At 65.5% G+C, this 15,235-nt stretch carries 13 protein-coding genes and 6 pseudogenes; 8 read left to right on the top strand and 11 right to left on the bottom strand.

Annotated features, from left to right (window positions below):
* Window positions 1-36: 36 nt before the first annotated feature.
* Together ACFQJD_RS04195 and ACFQJD_RS04190 are read left to right on the top strand one after the other, a co-directional pair.
* A pseudogene (locus tag ACFQJD_RS04195) lies at window positions 37-209 on the top strand (protein translocase SEC61 complex subunit gamma).
* Window positions 209-646 carry a transcription elongation factor Spt5 gene (locus ACFQJD_RS04190; RefSeq protein WP_379796379.1) on the top strand — a complete coding sequence of 146 codons (438 nt, stop codon included), beginning with the start codon at window positions 209-211 and terminating at the stop codon, window positions 644-646. The pseudogene ACFQJD_RS04195 and the gene ACFQJD_RS04190 overlap by 1 nt, the downstream one beginning before the upstream one ends.
* 205 nt (window positions 647-851) lie before the next feature.
* Here the strand turns inward: ACFQJD_RS04190 and ACFQJD_RS04185 are convergent, their stop codons facing one another.
* From ACFQJD_RS04185 to ACFQJD_RS04165, 5 genes and pseudogenes are all read right to left on the bottom strand, one after another.
* Window positions 852-1,652, bottom strand: coding sequence for a glycerophosphodiester phosphodiesterase (locus tag ACFQJD_RS04185; protein ID WP_379796377.1), 801 nt, complete (start codon window positions 1,650-1,652; stop codon window positions 852-854).
* Between the two features lie 32 nt (window positions 1,653-1,684).
* Window positions 1,685-2,385, bottom strand: a pseudogene (locus tag ACFQJD_RS04180) (ABC transporter ATP-binding protein); the annotation flags it as partial.
* A 3-nt stretch (window positions 2,386-2,388) separates the two neighbouring features.
* A pseudogene (locus tag ACFQJD_RS04175) lies at window positions 2,389-3,254 on the bottom strand (ABC transporter permease).
* Entirely contained in the window at window positions 3,251-4,192 is a 942-nt protein-coding gene (locus ACFQJD_RS04170) for an ABC transporter permease (RefSeq protein WP_379796375.1), read from the bottom strand. Before ACFQJD_RS04170 ends, ACFQJD_RS04175 begins: the two are co-directional and overlap by 4 nt.
* A pseudogene (locus ACFQJD_RS04165) lies at window positions 4,192-5,350 on the bottom strand (extracellular solute-binding protein). Before ACFQJD_RS04165 ends, ACFQJD_RS04170 begins: the two are co-directional and overlap by 1 nt.
* Before the next feature lie 355 nt (window positions 5,351-5,705).
* Between ACFQJD_RS04165 and ACFQJD_RS04160 the strand changes: the two are divergent.
* Window positions 5,706-6,439: pseudogene (locus tag ACFQJD_RS04160) on the top strand (PHP-associated domain-containing protein).
* Window positions 6,440-6,442: 3 nt separating this feature from the next.
* Here ACFQJD_RS04160 and ACFQJD_RS04155 read toward each other — a convergent pair.
* Complete coding sequence (locus ACFQJD_RS04155; protein ID WP_379796373.1) at window positions 6,443-6,952, bottom strand: metal-dependent hydrolase; 510 nt, start codon at window positions 6,950-6,952, stop codon at window positions 6,443-6,445.
* 127 nt (window positions 6,953-7,079) lie between these two features.
* On the opposite strand from ACFQJD_RS04155, the gene ACFQJD_RS04150 reads away from it, so the two are divergent.
* Genes ACFQJD_RS04150 through ACFQJD_RS04135 form a run of 4 tightly spaced genes read left to right on the top strand, consistent with a single transcriptional unit; the run spans window position 7,080 to window position 10,216 of the window.
* Window positions 7,080-7,682 carry a hypothetical protein gene (locus tag ACFQJD_RS04150; RefSeq protein WP_379796370.1) on the top strand — a complete coding sequence of 201 codons (603 nt, stop codon included), beginning with the start codon at window positions 7,080-7,082 and terminating at the stop codon, window positions 7,680-7,682.
* Window positions 7,660-7,908 carry a hypothetical protein gene (locus tag ACFQJD_RS04145; RefSeq protein WP_379796367.1) on the top strand — a complete coding sequence of 83 codons (249 nt, stop codon included), beginning with the start codon at window positions 7,660-7,662 and terminating at the stop codon, window positions 7,906-7,908. The genes ACFQJD_RS04150 and ACFQJD_RS04145 overlap by 23 nt, the downstream gene beginning before the upstream one ends.
* 43 nt (window positions 7,909-7,951) lie before the next feature.
* Window positions 7,952-9,049, top strand: coding sequence for a pyridoxal phosphate-dependent aminotransferase (locus ACFQJD_RS04140; RefSeq protein WP_379796364.1), 1,098 nt, complete (start codon window positions 7,952-7,954; stop codon window positions 9,047-9,049).
* A gap of 39 nt (window positions 9,050-9,088) precedes the next feature.
* Window positions 9,089-10,216, top strand: coding sequence for an ArsA family ATPase (locus ACFQJD_RS04135; RefSeq protein WP_379796362.1), 1,128 nt, complete (start codon window positions 9,089-9,091; stop codon window positions 10,214-10,216).
* Between the two features lie 273 nt (window positions 10,217-10,489).
* Here the strand turns inward: ACFQJD_RS04135 and ACFQJD_RS04130 are convergent, their stop codons facing one another.
* From ACFQJD_RS04130 to ACFQJD_RS04115, 4 genes are all read right to left on the bottom strand, one after another.
* Window positions 10,490-11,314: an SDR family oxidoreductase gene (locus ACFQJD_RS04130; RefSeq protein WP_379796360.1), complete on the bottom strand. Its 825-nt coding sequence runs from the start codon at window positions 11,312-11,314 to the stop codon at window positions 10,490-10,492.
* A gap of 102 nt (window positions 11,315-11,416) precedes the next feature.
* Complete coding sequence (locus ACFQJD_RS04125) at window positions 11,417-11,578, bottom strand: DUF7526 family protein (RefSeq protein ID WP_379796357.1); 162 nt, start codon at window positions 11,576-11,578, stop codon at window positions 11,417-11,419.
* Between the two features lie 230 nt (window positions 11,579-11,808).
* Window positions 11,809-12,582 (bottom strand): endonuclease V, encoded by a 774-nt coding sequence (locus tag ACFQJD_RS04120; RefSeq protein ID WP_379796355.1) that lies wholly within the window; start codon window positions 12,580-12,582, stop codon window positions 11,809-11,811.
* A 5-nt stretch (window positions 12,583-12,587) separates the two neighbouring features.
* Window positions 12,588-13,511, bottom strand: a complete 924-nt coding sequence (locus ACFQJD_RS04115; RefSeq protein WP_379796353.1) for a rhomboid family intramembrane serine protease — start codon at window positions 13,509-13,511, stop codon at window positions 12,588-12,590.
* 155 nt (window positions 13,512-13,666) lie between these two features.
* On the opposite strand from ACFQJD_RS04115, the gene ACFQJD_RS04110 reads away from it, so the two are divergent.
* A complete protein-coding gene (locus tag ACFQJD_RS04110; protein WP_379796351.1) occupies window positions 13,667-14,344 on the top strand; it encodes a haloacid dehalogenase type II in 678 nt (225 codons plus the stop codon).
* A gap of 249 nt (window positions 14,345-14,593) precedes the next feature.
* Here ACFQJD_RS04110 and ACFQJD_RS04105 read toward each other — a convergent pair.
* Window positions 14,594-15,126 (bottom strand): annotated as a pseudogene (locus ACFQJD_RS04105) (inorganic diphosphatase).
* Window positions 15,127-15,235 lie beyond the last annotated feature (109 nt).

The following is a 15,235-nucleotide window of genomic DNA, read 5'->3' as shown; positions in this document are numbered from 1 at the left end:
TAGATAGAAAAGGCGGGACGACCAACCGCCGATAACATGGACGTCAAATACGACCTTACGAGCTACATTCGGGTGTTGAAACTGGCGAGTACGCCCTCGTGGGGGAGTTCTCCCAGATCTCCAAGATCGCCGGCGCGGGCATCCTGCTCATCGGCTTTCTCGGCTTCGTCATCTTCGCCGTGATGAGCTTCCTGCCCGGGGGTGTATAATGCCGATCTACGCCGTCAAGACCACGGCGAGTCAGGAACAGACCGTGGCCGACATGATCGCCAGCCGCGAGGAGCCTGAAGTGCACGCCGTCCTCGCGCCCGACTCGCTCACGAGCTACGTGATGGTCGAGTCCGACAACGACGCCGTCCTCGAACGGGTTCTCGAAGAGATTCCCCACGCCCGGAGCATCGTCCCCGGGACCTCGTCGCTGACGGAGGTCGAACATTTCCTCTCGCCGACGCCGGACGTCGAAGGTATCGCCGAGGGCGACATCGTCGAACTCATCGCCGGGCCGTTCAAAGGCGAGAAGGCCCGCGTCCAGCGCATCGACGAGGGGAAAGACCAGGTGACGGTCGAACTGTACGAGGCGACGGTGCCCATTCCGGTGACGGTCCGCGGCGACCAGATTCGCGTCCTCGACAGCGAGGAGCGGTAGTTCCTGGCCTTGTCGAACCCCGATAGGGTTCGACGGACGTGCCGAACGCAGGATTCGAATTTGGTATCCGTGAGAACGGGACTGTCTCAGTAAATACGGAGCGCCCGCTATCGAAACGAGAAGACTCGCCCGCAAGCGCAAAGCTATCCGCCCGATACGTGATCGCGGCCCGAAACAGGCCCGGAAACCAGCCGCCTCGGGGCAGTCAGTCGTTCCGGTCCGGACCCCACTCCGGCGTCGTCGACAGTACGTTCGGGTAGTCCGCGATGAGCCCATCGACACCGAACTGCACGGCGTCGTGTGCGTCCTGCCACGTCCGCGCGGTCCAGGCGTTCACGGTGTAGTCGCTCGGCGGCCGTTCGTTCGCTGCCGACCGCAGTCCCTCGATGGCCGGATGGATGATTTCCGTGTCGATTGACGTGGCCATCGTCGTGACGGTATCGAGGTCGCGTGCGAGGGGAGCGACGCGGGCATCGGGTGAAAGGGAACGAACCGCCTCGAGGGCCGTCTCCGAGAACGACGAAACGAGGACCTCGTTGGGACGTCGGCCGAGGATATCCACGACCCGTTCGGCGAGCGACAGCCACTGATCTCGTTTCGCTTCACCGTCGAGGGCCGAAAACGATGTCCCGGTCGTGGTGCCCGGCTGTTTGAGTTCGACGTTCAGGGCGACGTCTTCCGGCACGGTTTCGACGAACGCCGACAACGTCGGAATCAGTTGGCGCGTCCCGAGTACGTGCGTGTTGGTGACTGTCGAAGTCGAGCGCTCGGCGACTGCGCCGGTGGCATCCGTAATCCCTCGACTCGGCCCCCGGTCATCCAGACGACTATCGTGGAAGACGACCGGCGTTCCGTCGGCGGTGGTGACCACGTCGCACTCGATGGCGTCGGCACCGAGGCGACTGGCGAGTCGCGCCGCCGCGAGGGTATTTTCCGGGGCGATACCGGCGAAGCCACGGTGGGCGAACGTCGCGACGTCCGCTGTCCGGCCGGCGGGAGTCACCATCGAACGAACGGCAAATCCGGGGCATCCAGCGCGACGAACTCGGAGACGAACTCGGTGGCCGGCGATTCGTATATCTCCCGCGGTGTCCCGACCTGCTCGATCCGACCGCCCTTCATGACCGCGATGCGATCACACATCAGCATCGCCTCTTCTTGATCGTGGGTGACGTAGAGGCCGGTCACGTCCAGATCGGACAGGAGTTCGCCGACTTCCTCGCGGAGACGGGCCTTCAATTTCGCGTCCAGTCCCGTCATCGGTTCGTCGAGGAGGAGGACGTTCGGTTCGATGGCGAGCGCTCGGGCGAGACCGACGCGTTGCTGTTGCCCGCCCGAGAGGGTCGTCGGGTCTCGGTCGGCCATCGCACCGATGTCGAGTAAGTCGAGCAGTTCGTCGGCGCGCTCGTCGCGCGCGGTTTTCTCGATCCCTCGCATCTTGAGCCCGAAGGCGACGTTTTCACGGACGGTCATATTGTCGAAGAGGGCGTACTCCTGGAAGACCAACCCGACGTTCCGGTCCTCCGGGGGACGTTCGTAACTTCCCGGCCGTCGAAGGCGACTGTCCCCGCAGTCGGGGTTTCGAATCCGGCGACGGTTCGTAGGGTCGTCGTCTTGCCACAACCCGATGGGCCGAGGACGCCGACTATCTCGCCGTCGTCGACGGTCAGGGAGACGCCGTCGACGGCCATCGTTTCGCCGTATCGTTTCCGAATCGAATCGAGCGTGATGCGTGCCATGGGTTACCCTCTGGTGTCGAAGCCGCGCGAGCCGACCTGTTGAAGGAGGACGGTGATGGCGACGATGATACAGAAGAACATCGACACCGCAGCGGCGGCCTTGGTGAACGAGCTATTCGAGATGTGTCGCTGCAGGAACAGCGCGAGCGGCTGGGTGCCCTTCGCCCACACGATGTAGGAGAAGTTGAACTCGGCGGCGGCGAGCGTCCAGCAGATGATCGCTCCGGAGATGATCCCCGATTTCGCGTTCGGGACGATGACGGTCAGAAACGTCCGGGGCCAGGAGGCACCCAGCGAGCGCGCCGACTCTTCCAGTCGCTGGAGCGGCATCGACTCGAACTCGCTCCGAACGGCCATCACCATAAACGGGGCTTTCAGCAGGGAGTAGCCGACGATGAGGCCGAAGCTCGTGCCCGAGAGGGTTGGATAGGCGCGCAGAAACGCCACGCCGAGAATAACCCCGGGGACGAGAGGGAGGACGGAGATGGCGTTCACCCACTCCTTCCCCGGAAGTTGTAGCGGGCGACGGCGTAGGCGATGGGGACGCCGACGAGGAGGTTGATGAGAACGCCGCCAAGGGCGAGGCCGACACTGAATATCAACTCGGATGGGACGGCAAGCGTGTATCCTCCGAGAGACAGAATCGAATCCCAGCCCATGCTTCGCTGGGAGCCGACCGTTTCCGTCAGTCCGAGTACCTCACGCCAGTTGCGTAGCGTGACGAAATCCGAGGGTAAAACGCCGCTCCACTCCCCGGCGAAGGACCCGACGAACGTGAGCAGGACGGGGACGATGAGGAAGCTGACGACCAGAAATAGCGTCATCGTCACCACCGGTCGCCCGAATTGCCGGGACAACGTCGCGCTCATAGGCCCACCTCCGCACTGGTGTACCGAAGGCCCAGTGCCGTGAACGCGAAGGTGAAGAAGAAATAAACGGTCGCCATTGCACCGGCGACCTGGATGTCGTATCCCGTCGCCAGTTCACGGGAAATCTGTAGCGTCCAGACGACGACCGTCTGGATGACGATGAGCGTCCCGAAGATGGCGAGGCCGGTCCGAAAGGTGAGGATGAGCGCGCCGATGATTCCCGGTCGAATCTGCGGGAGAGTCACGTGCCGAAAGGTCTGCCACGGCGTCGCGCCGAGCGACTGGGCGGCCTCTTCGGCGGCGTGGTCGATCTCGGCATACGTCCCGCGGAGAATGAGCGTCGCCCGGGGAATCATCGAGTAACAGAAGGCGACGAATAGCCCCGGCGCGCTAACCGCGATGGCCAGTTCGATCGACTCTCGACCGGTGAGTACGGCGACGAGGTTCGTCAGGACGCCGTTGTTCCCGAACAACACGAGGATCATAAACGCCGCAACGATTCCGGGGAGACTGATAGGAAAGGAAACCAGCGTGACGAAAACGTCCTCGCCGGGCAGGTCGTACTTCTCCAGTGCGTGCGTGATGGGGACCGCCAGTCCAACCGATGCGAGGGTCGTCCCGCCGGCCAGCCAGAGCGAGTTGAACGCGACCCGCCGATAGTAGGGATCGGTCGTGAGCGTCCGGTAAGCCTGCAGTGAAAAGCCCACTGAACGGTATTGCTCTGCGGAAACGCTGATGCGAAAAACCTCCCAGAGCGGATAGGCTCCGGCGATTGCCAGCAGGGCGGCGAAGGGCGCACACAGCGCCACGACCCGGCGACGCTCCCGATCACGCTCGGTGAGCGGATCGACGATGGATTCGACGATCGTGACGCCCGCTTTGATCCGAGCGCGGACCCCCGAAAACGTCCCGTCCGGGTGACCACTGGGCGTTCCCATCAGAGATTCGCGCCGCGGGTGATCGCTTGGATGATCGAGTCCTGTTGGTCGACCAGTTTGTTGTAATCGACCTGAAACTCCGTTCGCTCGTACTCCGAGCTATCGATAAACTCGTCGGGCATCTCCAGTTCCGACGAGCGGATCGGGCGAACGTAGGCGTCGAGGAAGTGCTGTTGACCCTCCAGCGAGAGGACGTAGTCCATGAACATCTTTCCGGCCTCGGGGTTGGGTGCATCTTCCAGCAGAGCGTAGCCGTACGGCATGTTCAGTGCGCCCTGGTTACCGTTCTCGCCCCTGAAGTGCGACGCCGACGTTCTCCTCGGCAAGTTCGTCGTTGTTGTATTTGAGGTCGAGGCCGGAGTAGTCGTACCGGATGAACGTCGAGTACTCGCCGCTGGAGAACTGCGCGAGGAAGTTGTCGGTGAACTCCGCACCGCTCTCTTGAATCTGCTTGTAATAGTCGATAACCGGCTGGAGGTCGTCCATCGATCCGCCGCGAGCATTGTTGACCGAGAGAGCGGCGGCGAGACCGACCGCGGCCTGGGGTGTCTGGAGGGCGAGGTCCTTGGCAATCTCCGGCTGGAGGAGATCCTCCCACGTCGTTGGCTTTTCGAGGCCCCGTTCTTCGTAGATGTCCTTTCGGTACGTGACGGCAGTCGTGACGCGCCGGGTCGCGGTGACGTGGCCGTCGTCGGTCTTGAGGGTGTCGGGTACTTTCTCCCAGCCGTTGGGCTTGTAGGCCTGTGTGAACCCGTCGTTCCGAGCGACGATACCGTAGGTGTAGCCACCGTTGTAGCCGGAGTGGGTCATGTCCCCCGAGTGCGAGCGCATGTGTTGAAGCGCCTCGCCCGAAGAGCGGTCGTCGTCGTGAACCGCAACGCCGTAGTTCTTCTCGAAGTTCTCCATGACCGTGGGCCAGTTCATCCACCCCGACTGCACGCAGTAGAAATAGAGCATGTCGGGGAACGAGGAGGCACTGATTTCCGTTTGGGAGTCGCCGTAGCCGACGGTATGGGTTTGAGCGCTCTCGGAGTCGCTCGATCCACCTGAAGTTTCTGACCCGCCCGAGCCTCCGGAACTGCTGGAACTACAACCGGCCAGGCCGGCGAGAAGGGCTGTGGAAGCGGTGCCGATGTACGACCTTCGACTAAGGGGCATCGGGCAATGCATCGAATGAGTATCAAAAAGTGGTTGCTATGAGCCGAATACACGCCACCGTATCACCGGTAGCCCACACGGTGACAACCATTATCAGGGGGAAGTCTATTGACGGAGCCATCTCTGCCAAGTCGAACCACTGAGGGGAGCGGTGTTCCGCGGGCCGTGCGAACGGCGTCGCCGTGAGGGGACAGCGAGGAACAGGCGTGCCCCGGTCAGCGTCCCGCACGGACTCGAAGTCGCCGTCCCGTAGGCGGTCGATTTTCCCACACGTTCGGCGACCGAATAGCAACCCATAACTTCCGCCTCCGTACAGACATTCACCGTGACGCAGTCCGCGCCGACTCGGGTCGACATGCACGTCAAAATCCTCGACGACCGCGTAGTGGCGCGTGCGAAGGCCCGCGGACTCGACGCCGTCGTCTACGCGCCGCATTTCGTGCGCCTGCCCCGGATTCGGGAGCGGGCGGCGTCGTTCTCCGACGACGAACTCCTCGTGATCCCGGCGCGCGAGGTGTTCACCGGAACGTGGCGGCGGCGTCGGCACGTCCTCGCTCTCGGACTCGACGACCCCGTCCCCGACTTCATCACCCTGGAGGCGGCACTCGACGAGTTCGAACGGCAGGAGGCGACCGTCCTGGCACCGCATCCCGACCTGCTGAACGTCAGCGTCGGCGCCGCCGAACTGCGCGAGTTCCCGGACGCGTTCGACGCCGCCGAGACGTACAACGCGAAAGCGCTCCCCCACCAGAACCGGCAGGCCCAGGCCGTCGCACGCGACACGAACGTCCCGGCGTTCGGGTCGTCGTACGCCCATCTCCGCCGAACCGTCGGCGAGGCGTGGACGGAGTTCGAGGACCCCGTCGACGACGAATCCGACCTCGTCTCCCTGCTCAGGTCCGCCGCGCCGCGCCGCGTCGTCCACCGGTCCGGCGTCGGTCATCGTCTCACCGGCCTCGCCGAATTCGCCCACCTCGGCTACGAGAACTCGTGGGGAAACTCGACCGCCTCTTTCTCTCCGGGATGGAGCCGACCCACCCCGACCACATCGCCTACCGCGGACGGTTCGACGATGCGAACGCTTACTGACGACTAGACGCCGACAACTGCCCGCAGGCCGGCGAGCGCGGTGTTCGCGTTCACGCCACGGCTCAGCGGGAGCACGTAGTAGTGGACGGCCGCGAACGCACCGATTTCGAGCGCCGTCACGGCGACGGTGACCAGGTCGGCGTGCTTGCTCGACGTGGTGACGCCGCCCGGGAAGCCGTACTCGGTCTTCGAGAACGGATAGAACAGCGCGATGCCGCGCCGGCTCCCGATCACGTCGAGTACGTAGTGGGTCGCGATGCCGACCCAGACGAAATAGAGGTTGGCGAAGTACGTCGGGAAGACGACGAAGACGCCGAGGACCGGGAGATTGTGGAGGGATTTCCGGTGTTTGCCGAACGCCGTGTCCACGTCGGGAAAGAGCGCCCCGAGCGCGACGGGTAACGAGAGCCGTACCATCGTTTCGACCGTCGCGACGGTCAGCGACGGTTCGAGGACGTAGCCGAGTCCGACGCTCAACAACACCGCGTTGAGGACGTGGCCCTTCTTGTTCATCCGGCGATGCTTCGCCCGCCCGGGACTCAAGCGTTTCCACTGCGGCACCGGTCGTTTCGGGCCCACTCGTCGGATACCGTCTCGGGGGAGCCCGGGGACTTAATCCCGAGCAAGGAGAGTGAGAAGTATGGGCGGCATCGACCTCCGAGGGGACGTCCTCGTCGTGGAGCGCGAGCCGAATCAGCTCGACGAACTCGCGCTCGAATTCTCGTCGATTCTGGACGATTTCGGCATCGAACACGTATACGTCTCCGGCTACGTCGCGATTCTCACGGGTCGCGCGCGTGCCACGGAGGATATCGACGTCCTCATCGAGCCCATCGACGCCGGAACCGCCGATGCCCTGCGTTCCGAACTCGCCGCACGTGGGTTCTGGGGACCAGCGATGCCGCTCGATAACCTGTACGGGATGCTCTCGAACGGCGACAACATCTGGGTCGCCCCGGACGGTCAGGTCGCTCCCCATCTCGAAGTCAAATTCGTCCGCGACGAGTTCGACGAGGCGTCACTGAGACACGCGATTACGGCCCGCATCGGCGGCGAAACATTACCGATCGGCCCGCTCGAACTACAGATCGCGTACAAGCTATATCTCGGCGCACAGAAGGATTTCGAAGACGCCGTACACCTCTACACGCTCTTCGAGAAAAGACTTAGTGACCAGCGCCTCCAAAAGTGGGCCGAGAAGTTAGACGTCGAGGAGGAGTATGATCGACTCGAACGTGCGTGACGAACTCGCGGCGAAACACGAGCGCGACCGCGAGCGACGGCTCCAAGCAGTCAAGAGCTGGGCGAGGCGTATCAGAGAGACTCCACCCGAGGAGTGGGGAGCCGAACAGAACGCCGTCGTGAACGCACAGCTGGACGCGGCCCGAGACGTGAATCTCTCCGCCGAGCATCGACGACACGTCAGGGATGTCGCCGCGGAACTCGCCGAACTCTCGGACGACGAGTAGTCACGAGCGAAAGACGCAACTATCGGCCCGCCGAGGTGCGGATATGGAGTATGACACGCCGCTGTTCTTTCACGTCATGCAGTACGCGGCGGCCGCGGACCGCGACGTCATCGACATGGTGAGCGGGAATCCCGACTGGGAGCCACCCGGAGCGTTGCGGGACGGCCTGCGGGAGTACGCCGACGCCGACGCCAACGCGTTCCAGTACCCGCCGAGCGACGGCCTGCAGGAACTCCGCGAGGAAATCGCGTCCCGTCGGAACGTCGACGTCGGGCGGGTGATCGTCACCAACGGCGCGGGCGAGGCGAACTACCTCGCCATGGCGCGCGCGCTCGAACGCGGCGCGGGGAGCGAACTGCTGCTGACGGACCCGGTCTACCCCTACTACCCGGGGAAAGCGGGGATGCTCGACGCGGACGTGACGCTGGTGCCGACGAAACGCGACGGCCACCTCGACGTGGCCGCGTTCCGCGAGGCGGCGAGCGAAGCGACGGCGGCGATCGTCGTCAACTCCCCGAACAACCCCACGGGGGCCGTCTACGACGCCGAGACGATGCGGGCGCTGGCCGCGGTCGCCGAAGCCAACGACGCCCTCCTCGTGAGCGACGAGGTGTACGACCACTTCGACTTCAGCGGGGAGTTCACGAGCGCGCTCTCGCTCTCCTCGCCCAACTGCGTCGTGACGAACGCCTACTCGAAGTCGATGGCCATCACCGGCTTTCGCGTCGGCTACGCCGTCTTCCCGCCGGCTCTCGTCGAGGCAGCCAAGACGCGCCACATGCTGGTCAACGTCACCGGCAGTCGGCCCGCACAGACGGCCGTCCTCCGGGCGCTCCGGGAGACGGACCCCTCCTACTACGAGGCGTCGCGGGAACTGCTCCGCGAACGAATCGACGCCTTCACCGACGCCCTCGACGACGCCGGTGCGGAGTACACCACGCCCGAAGGCGCGTTCTACGTCCTCGCGAAGTTCGAGGGCTTCCCCGGGACGCTCTCGAACGTCGAACGCCTCGTCGACGAGGCCGGCGTCGCGGGGATGCCCGGTGACACCTTCGGTACGGCCCACGAGGACTGGATTCGGTTCGCGCTGGTGACGCCGCGGGCGACGGAGGCCGCAGAACGACTGGCGGACTACTTCTAAAACCGACGGATACACCAACCTCGGCCGCTTCGCTCCGGTATGACCGAACTCGACGTCGAACCCGTCGAGGAGACGGACGGCGACGACCCCGTCGACGACGAAGCGAGCGGAGACAGCGGGCCGACCGGCGGCGAGGGAGGCCCGACCGAAATCGAAGTCGAGGCGACGACGGACCTCCCGGCGGGCGTCGACGCGCCGGAGTACGTCCTCTACGGCGGAAAAGGCGGCGTCGGCAAGACGACGATGGCGGCGGCGACGGCGCTCTCCAGCGCCGCCGACGGGACGCCGACGCTCGTCGTTTCGACGGACCCCGCACACTCCCTCTCCGACACGCTCGATACGTCCATCCCCTCGTCGCCGACGCGCATCCGCGAGGACATGCCGCTGTTCGCGGCCGAAATCGACCCCGACGCCGCCCTCGAAGAGGGGCTGTTCGGCGAGGGTGGGGAGGAAAATCCGCTGGGCGGCCTCGGCGAGATGGGCGAGATGCTCGGCGAGGAGGGACTGGACCCCCTGATGGGCGGGACGATGCCCGGTGCGGACGAGGCGGCGGCGATGCGCCAGCTCCTCGACCACCTCGACGACCCCCGGTTCGACCGCGTCGTCATCGACACCGCGCCGACGGGCCACACCCTCCGACTGCTGGAACTCCCCGAAGTGCTCGACTCGATGGTCGGTAAACTGCTCTCGCTCCGCGAGAAGTTCTCCGGAATGATGGCGGGGCTCAAGGGCGCGTTCGGCGGCGAAGGCGGCGACGAAACACCGGGGCTGGACGAACTCCGGGGGCGCATCGAACGCCTCCGGACGGTCCTGCGCGACCCCGACCGGACCGACTTCCGGGTGGTGATGATCCCCGAGGAGATGAGCGTCGTCGAATCCGAACGACTCGTCTCCCGCCTCGACGAGTTCGGAATTCCCGTCCAGACGCTCGTCGTCAACCGCGTCATGGAGAACCTCGCGGACGTCGCCGACGTCGACTCGGAGTGGGTCGTCGCTCCCGACCTGGACCACTGTGAGTTCTGCCAGCGGCGCTGGCAGGTCCAGCAGGAGGCGCTCGGCCGAGCGACGGCGCTCTTTCGCGGCCGCGACGTCAAGCGCGTCCCCCTGCTCGCCGACGAGGTGCGCGGCGAGGAGGCGCTTCGCGTCGTCGCCGCCTGCCTCGACTGACCGCGGCGTCGCTTCGGAAGGGCGGACTCTCTCGCCGGTGTTCGCGCCAGTGGCCCCCTCCAGTTCGGACTCCCCGGTGGCCCGGAGCTACTGATACTCGGCCGCTGTTTCCTCGTCGTCCCGTTCGCGACGGCGTACCGGGTCTACACCGACGCCGAGCGGCGCGGCGAGGAGAACGCTGCGTTCCGGGCGCTCGCCGTGGGCGCGTTGACGTATCTGCCCTTCTACCCCTCGCCGTCTACGGCTGGCAACGCGAGCAGCGACGGGCTCGCGCTACGACAGTCGCTCGACCAGTCGGAACAGGCGGTCGCGCAACGCGTCGGGGACGAACCGCCCGAGGACGGCCACCTTCGCCACCGTTCCGACGGGGTAGCGCGCCGGCGGTTTCGTCGAGCTCGCGGCGTCGAGGACCGCCTCGGCGACGCGGTCCGGCGAGACGGCCCACGGGCCGCCGCCGCCGATGGCCTGCGTGTCCTCGAAGGTGCGGTAGAAGGCGTCGTACGCGCCCGAGCGGTCGAGGTCCTCGACCTCGCGCTCGGCGCGTTCGGTGAACCGCGTGTCCACCGGACCGGGTTCGACGAGGACGACGTCGACGCCGTGGCTCTCGACTTCGCTCCGGAGGGCGTCGCTCATGGCTTCGAGCGCGAACTTTGACCCACAGTAGACGCCGCCGCCGGGGAAGGAGACGCGGCCGGCGACGCTGGAGACGTTGACGACGGTGCCCGACCCCTGCGTGCGCATCTGGGGCAGGACCGCCCGAGTGAGGCGGTGGGGTCCGTAGACGTTGACGTCGAACTGCTGATGGACGCTGTCGGTCGGGACGTCTTCCTGTGGGCCGAACTGGGCGTAGCCGGCGTTGTTGACGAGGCAGTCGATGCGCCCCTGTTCCTCGATCACTCGGTCGACGACGCGGTCGACGTCGTCGTCCTCCGTCACGTCGAGCGTCGCGATGGTACAGCCGCGGTCGCCGAGCGCCTGCACGTCGGCGGGGTTGCGCGCGGTGGCGTAGACCTCCCACCCCTCGTCGAGGAAGGCCTCGGCGGTGGCGTGACCGATGCCGGACGAACTACCCGTGATGAGGACCGTCTTCGGTTGCACATCCCGAGGTCGGACGGCGGACAGTTAACTGTGCGTTCTTTCCGGATCGCCGCCGAGCGCGGATGCGACGCTCCCAGCGGGGGCGGCGGTGTGGAGTCGTCGCTACTCGACCTGTGGGGAACACGTCGCCCGATAGACGCCGGAGAGCGGGGTCTCCTCGACGGGCACGGTGATCTGCTCGCCGACGTCGACGGGTTCGTCGGCGACGATGGTCACTGCCTCGATCGGGTCGCGGCGGACGAACGCAGGAGTCGGGCCGGCCACGAGGGCATCCGCCCCGTCGGCAGACGAGCACGTGGCCCGACTCCGCGGTGGCCAACTCCCGTAACTCGTCCGTGAGCCCGTCCTCGTCCAGTTCGTCCGGCGAGAGTGCGTACAGAACCTCGCCCCGGAACGACTCGCGCATGTGAGTGACGTCGCGACGAGTCGCCAAGCCCGTGTCGGTTCCCGGCGGCCGAAGGCGTCGTCACCGAACCCGACGAGACTCGCGTAAGCTACGCCGAATACTGCGCTTTCACGTCGTCGGCGTACTCGTCGGCCCGACGCGTCGGTTCGGGAAGCTTGTACCCGCCGCCGAGGCGCGAGACGATATCGACGACCGTCTCGGCCGACACGCGGTGTCCGGGGCTGACGAACAGGGGGTTGATGACGGGATTCGAGTCGTACTGTCGGGACTGGTAGGCGTAGCCGATGACGGTCCCGTCGGGGGCGTCGACGTCGTCGTCCGATTCGACGACGACGGGCGTGCGCCACCCCGCCGGCCGGTCGTCGAGGGAGTCCCGTGGCGTCCCACAGAGCAGGCTCTTCGCGACGCCGACGCTCGGCACGTCGAGGACGACGCCGAGGTGGGTGGCGAGGCCGGCCTGCCGGAAGTGGATGCGGCCGTTGCCGTCGAAGACGGCGAGATCCGGCGTGCAGTCGAGTTCCTCGAACGCGGCGAGAATCGGCCCGCCCTCGCGAAAGGAGAGCAGGCCCGGAATGTAGGGGATCGAGAGGTCGGTGACGGCGTGGGCGCGTTCGACCGTCTCGCCGCCGCGCATGACGACGATCGCGGAGACGGCCCGATCGTCGAGAAACGCCTGGTCGACGCCGGCGACGAGGGGGCGATCGCCGTCCAGCGACGCCTCGTCCGCGAGCGACACCGCGTCGACGTCGAACGCGAAGTCGTCCTCGAAGACGGCCGCCTCGGCGACGCGCGTCTGTAGCGCCTCCATCTCCTCGCGCGACTGGCTGGGGTCGGGGACGAACTCGGGGCGAGCGGGGTCCATCGGGATCACCGCCGTCCGGGTCCGCCCGGTCCACCGGGGCCGCCCGGTCCACCGGGACCACCGAAGGACAGTTTCTCCGGCACCTGTCGCTGACCCTTGACGCGCTCGCCGTACGCGAGGCCGATGACGAGGCCGATGAGGTGCGCGAGGTGGGCGACGTTCCCCATGCCGAAGGAAGCGGCCGCGCCGGGCGAGAGGAAGAAGACGATCGAAAGCAGGGCGAAGCCGATGGTAAAGAGCCAGAGCGGGATGGGGATGATGAAGTAGAGGTAGATCCTGAGCCCGGGGTTCAATACGGTGAGGACGCCGAGGACGGCGAAGATCGCGCCGCTGGCACCGACCACGGAGACGGTGGTTCCGGGAGCGAGCAGGAGACTGGCCGCGACGAACCCGAGGCCGGCGGCCACTCCGCTGACGAGAAAGAGGAGGGCGAACCGCTTCGAGCCGACGTAGCGCTCGACAAGCGGGCCGAAGAAGTAGAGCACGATGCTGTTGCCGGCGATGTGGTAGATGCCGCCGTGAGCGAAAATCGAGGTGAGCCACGTCCAGACGTACTCCGGATGCGACGATTCGAGGACGAACAGCGTCTGTGCGAGCCGATACTGCTGGAGAACCGGGCCGAGAACCAGCTGTCCGAGAAACGTGACCCACATGAGCGCGAGAAAGAGGTACGCGACGTTGCCCCGGAAGTACCCGAGGACGCCGCCGGTACCCGTGAGTCGGTCGAGAACGCCCGGACCGCTGCCACCGACGTCCTCCACGCTGTCGTCGAACCCGCTGTCGAAGACGCCCGACGGGTCGTTCCAGTCCTCCAGCCCGGGACAGTCGTGGTTCTCGGGGAGTCGGTGTTCGGCGCAGAAAGTCCCGCCACAACGCCGGCACTGGTACGGGAGATTCTCGTGCCTGCCACACTCCTCACACTGAGCCATTACAGGGCCCTAATCCCCAACGGCTTAAAAAGGGTGTGTCCGAGTCGGGCGCTGGCCGCCGTTCGAGCGGATCTGTGCGACCGGCCGTCGCGACCGGCCGTCGTTCGGAACCCGTGGACGGAAGAACGAAGTCGCCGTGCCGACGAGAGCCACACATGGGCTTCGACCCGAGCCGGGTAACCGTCATTACGTTCGATTCGTTCAGCACGCTGGTCGACGTCGACTCCACGGCGACGGCGGTCGAAGAGTACGTCGACGATCCGAAACAGTTCGCTCGGAGGTGGCACTCCCGGGCGGCCACTTACGGCATGGTCGCGAACTTCACCGGCAGCTACGAGTCGTACTACGAGCTGCACCGCGACGCCCTCGAATATCTCCTCGAAGCCGACGGCATCGCGCCGTCCGCGGACGTGCTCGACGAGATGACCGCCGTCTACCACGAGATGAGGCCGTTCGACGACGTCCGGGACGGAATGGCCGAACTGCGCGACGCGGGGTACGAACTCGGAATCGTCACGAACGGCAACCCGTCGATGATCGACTCGTTACTCCGGACCACCGATACCGAGGAGTTCATTTCCCGGACGATCAGCGCCCACGAGATACGGCGGTTCAAGCCGGCCGCCGAACTCTACGAGTACGCGGCCGAGCAGTTCGACGCCGACGTGACCGAGATGGCGCACGTGGGGAACGGCCAATTCGACGTTCAAGGGGCGATGAGCGCCGGAATGCAGGGAATCTGGCTCGATCGACAGGACTCGCCCGAGGACCCGTTCGGTCCCGCGCCGGATCTGACGATCCGTTCGCTCTCCGAACTGACGAGCTACCTGTAGTCACCGAGCGCCCGAAACCGCCGCAGCGAACCGGGCGCTCACTCGCGGTCTGTCCCATTGGCGTCGTTCACGTCGTCGTCTTCCGGGGAGTAGTTCGCCGGAACGACGGTGACGTGGCGGACGCCGGGGTGGGGACGAGAAGCGCTCATGACGGCCGAAACTACGGGCGACGCGGTGAAAAAGATTACTCATGCGCATAATTCATCGCCGGACGGAACGTGATAACCGGGAGGAATCGGACCGTCGCCGTCAGGCGAACGTCTCGTCGTAGAGTTCCATCGCGTGTTCGATGGCGTCTTTCGCGGCCGCCTTGTCCTCCCACCCCAGCGTCTCGACTTCCTTGCCCTCTTCGAGGTTCTTGTAGGTGGAGAAGAACTCGTCTATCTCGTCGCGGGTCTGCTGTGGGAGGTCGTCGAGGTCGTCGATGTGGTCGAAGCGCGGGTCTTCGACGGGGACGGCGATGACCTTGTCGTCCTGTTCGCCGTCGTCGTCCATCTTCATCAGCGCGACGGGACGGGCTTCGACGACACAGCCGGGGAACGTCTGGTCCTCGACGAGGACGAGGACGTCGAAGGGGTCCTCGTCGTCGTAGTAGGACTGGGGGATGAAGCCGTAGTCGGACGGGTAGTGGACGTTGCTGTGGAGCACCCGGTCGAGCACGACGCCCGGGATGTCCTTGTCGTACTCGTACTTGTTGCGCTCGCCTTTCAGACACTCGACGACCGCGTAGATCTCTTCCGGGGGTTCGGTCCGGGTTCGAGGTCTTCCCAGAGGTTCACCATGTGGATACATCCCCAGAAGCCGAAGATAGTCCTTTCGCATCGTCCGCAAGGGAAACGCGTATCACTATCAAGCCCCGAGAACGAGGTAGTTGCCCGACAGGAACTCGGG

It is taken from the genome of Haloplanus sp. GCM10025708, from assembly GCF_042663985.1.
Taxonomy (GTDB): domain Archaea; phylum Halobacteriota; class Halobacteria; order Halobacteriales; family Haloferacaceae; genus Salinirarus; species Salinirarus marinus.
The sequence above is the reverse complement of the archived record's forward strand: the minus strand, read 5'-3'. Positions and strand labels throughout refer to the sequence as shown.

Excerpts from the sequence above, each read along its gene's own strand:
- ACFQJD_RS04190 (WP_379796379.1), top strand. The coding sequence starts at position 209 with ATGCCGATCTACGCCGTCAAGACCACGGCGAGTCAGGAACAGACCGTG.
- ACFQJD_RS04155 (WP_379796373.1), bottom strand. The coding sequence starts at position 6,952 with ATGAACAAGAAGGGCCACGTCCTCAACGCGGTGTTGTTGAGCGTCGGA.
- ACFQJD_RS04170 (WP_379796375.1), bottom strand. The coding sequence starts at position 4,192 with ATGGGAACGCCCAGTGGTCACCCGGACGGGACGTTTTCGGGGGTCCGC.
- ACFQJD_RS04135 (WP_379796362.1), top strand. The coding sequence starts at position 9,089 with ATGACCGAACTCGACGTCGAACCCGTCGAGGAGACGGACGGCGACGAC.
- ACFQJD_RS04145 (WP_379796367.1), top strand. The coding sequence starts at position 7,660 with ATGATCGACTCGAACGTGCGTGACGAACTCGCGGCGAAACACGAGCGC.
- ACFQJD_RS04140 (WP_379796364.1), top strand. The coding sequence starts at position 7,952 with ATGGAGTATGACACGCCGCTGTTCTTTCACGTCATGCAGTACGCGGCG.
- ACFQJD_RS04110 (WP_379796351.1), top strand. The coding sequence starts at position 13,667 with ATGGGCTTCGACCCGAGCCGGGTAACCGTCATTACGTTCGATTCGTTC.
- ACFQJD_RS04185 (WP_379796377.1), bottom strand. The coding sequence starts at position 1,652 with ATGGTGACTCCCGCCGGCCGGACAGCGGACGTCGCGACGTTCGCCCAC.
- ACFQJD_RS04115 (WP_379796353.1), bottom strand. The coding sequence starts at position 13,511 with ATGGCTCAGTGTGAGGAGTGTGGCAGGCACGAGAATCTCCCGTACCAG.
- ACFQJD_RS04150 (WP_379796370.1), top strand. The coding sequence starts at position 7,080 with ATGGGCGGCATCGACCTCCGAGGGGACGTCCTCGTCGTGGAGCGCGAG.
- ACFQJD_RS04120 (WP_379796355.1), bottom strand. The coding sequence starts at position 12,582 with ATGGACCCCGCTCGCCCCGAGTTCGTCCCCGACCCCAGCCAGTCGCGC.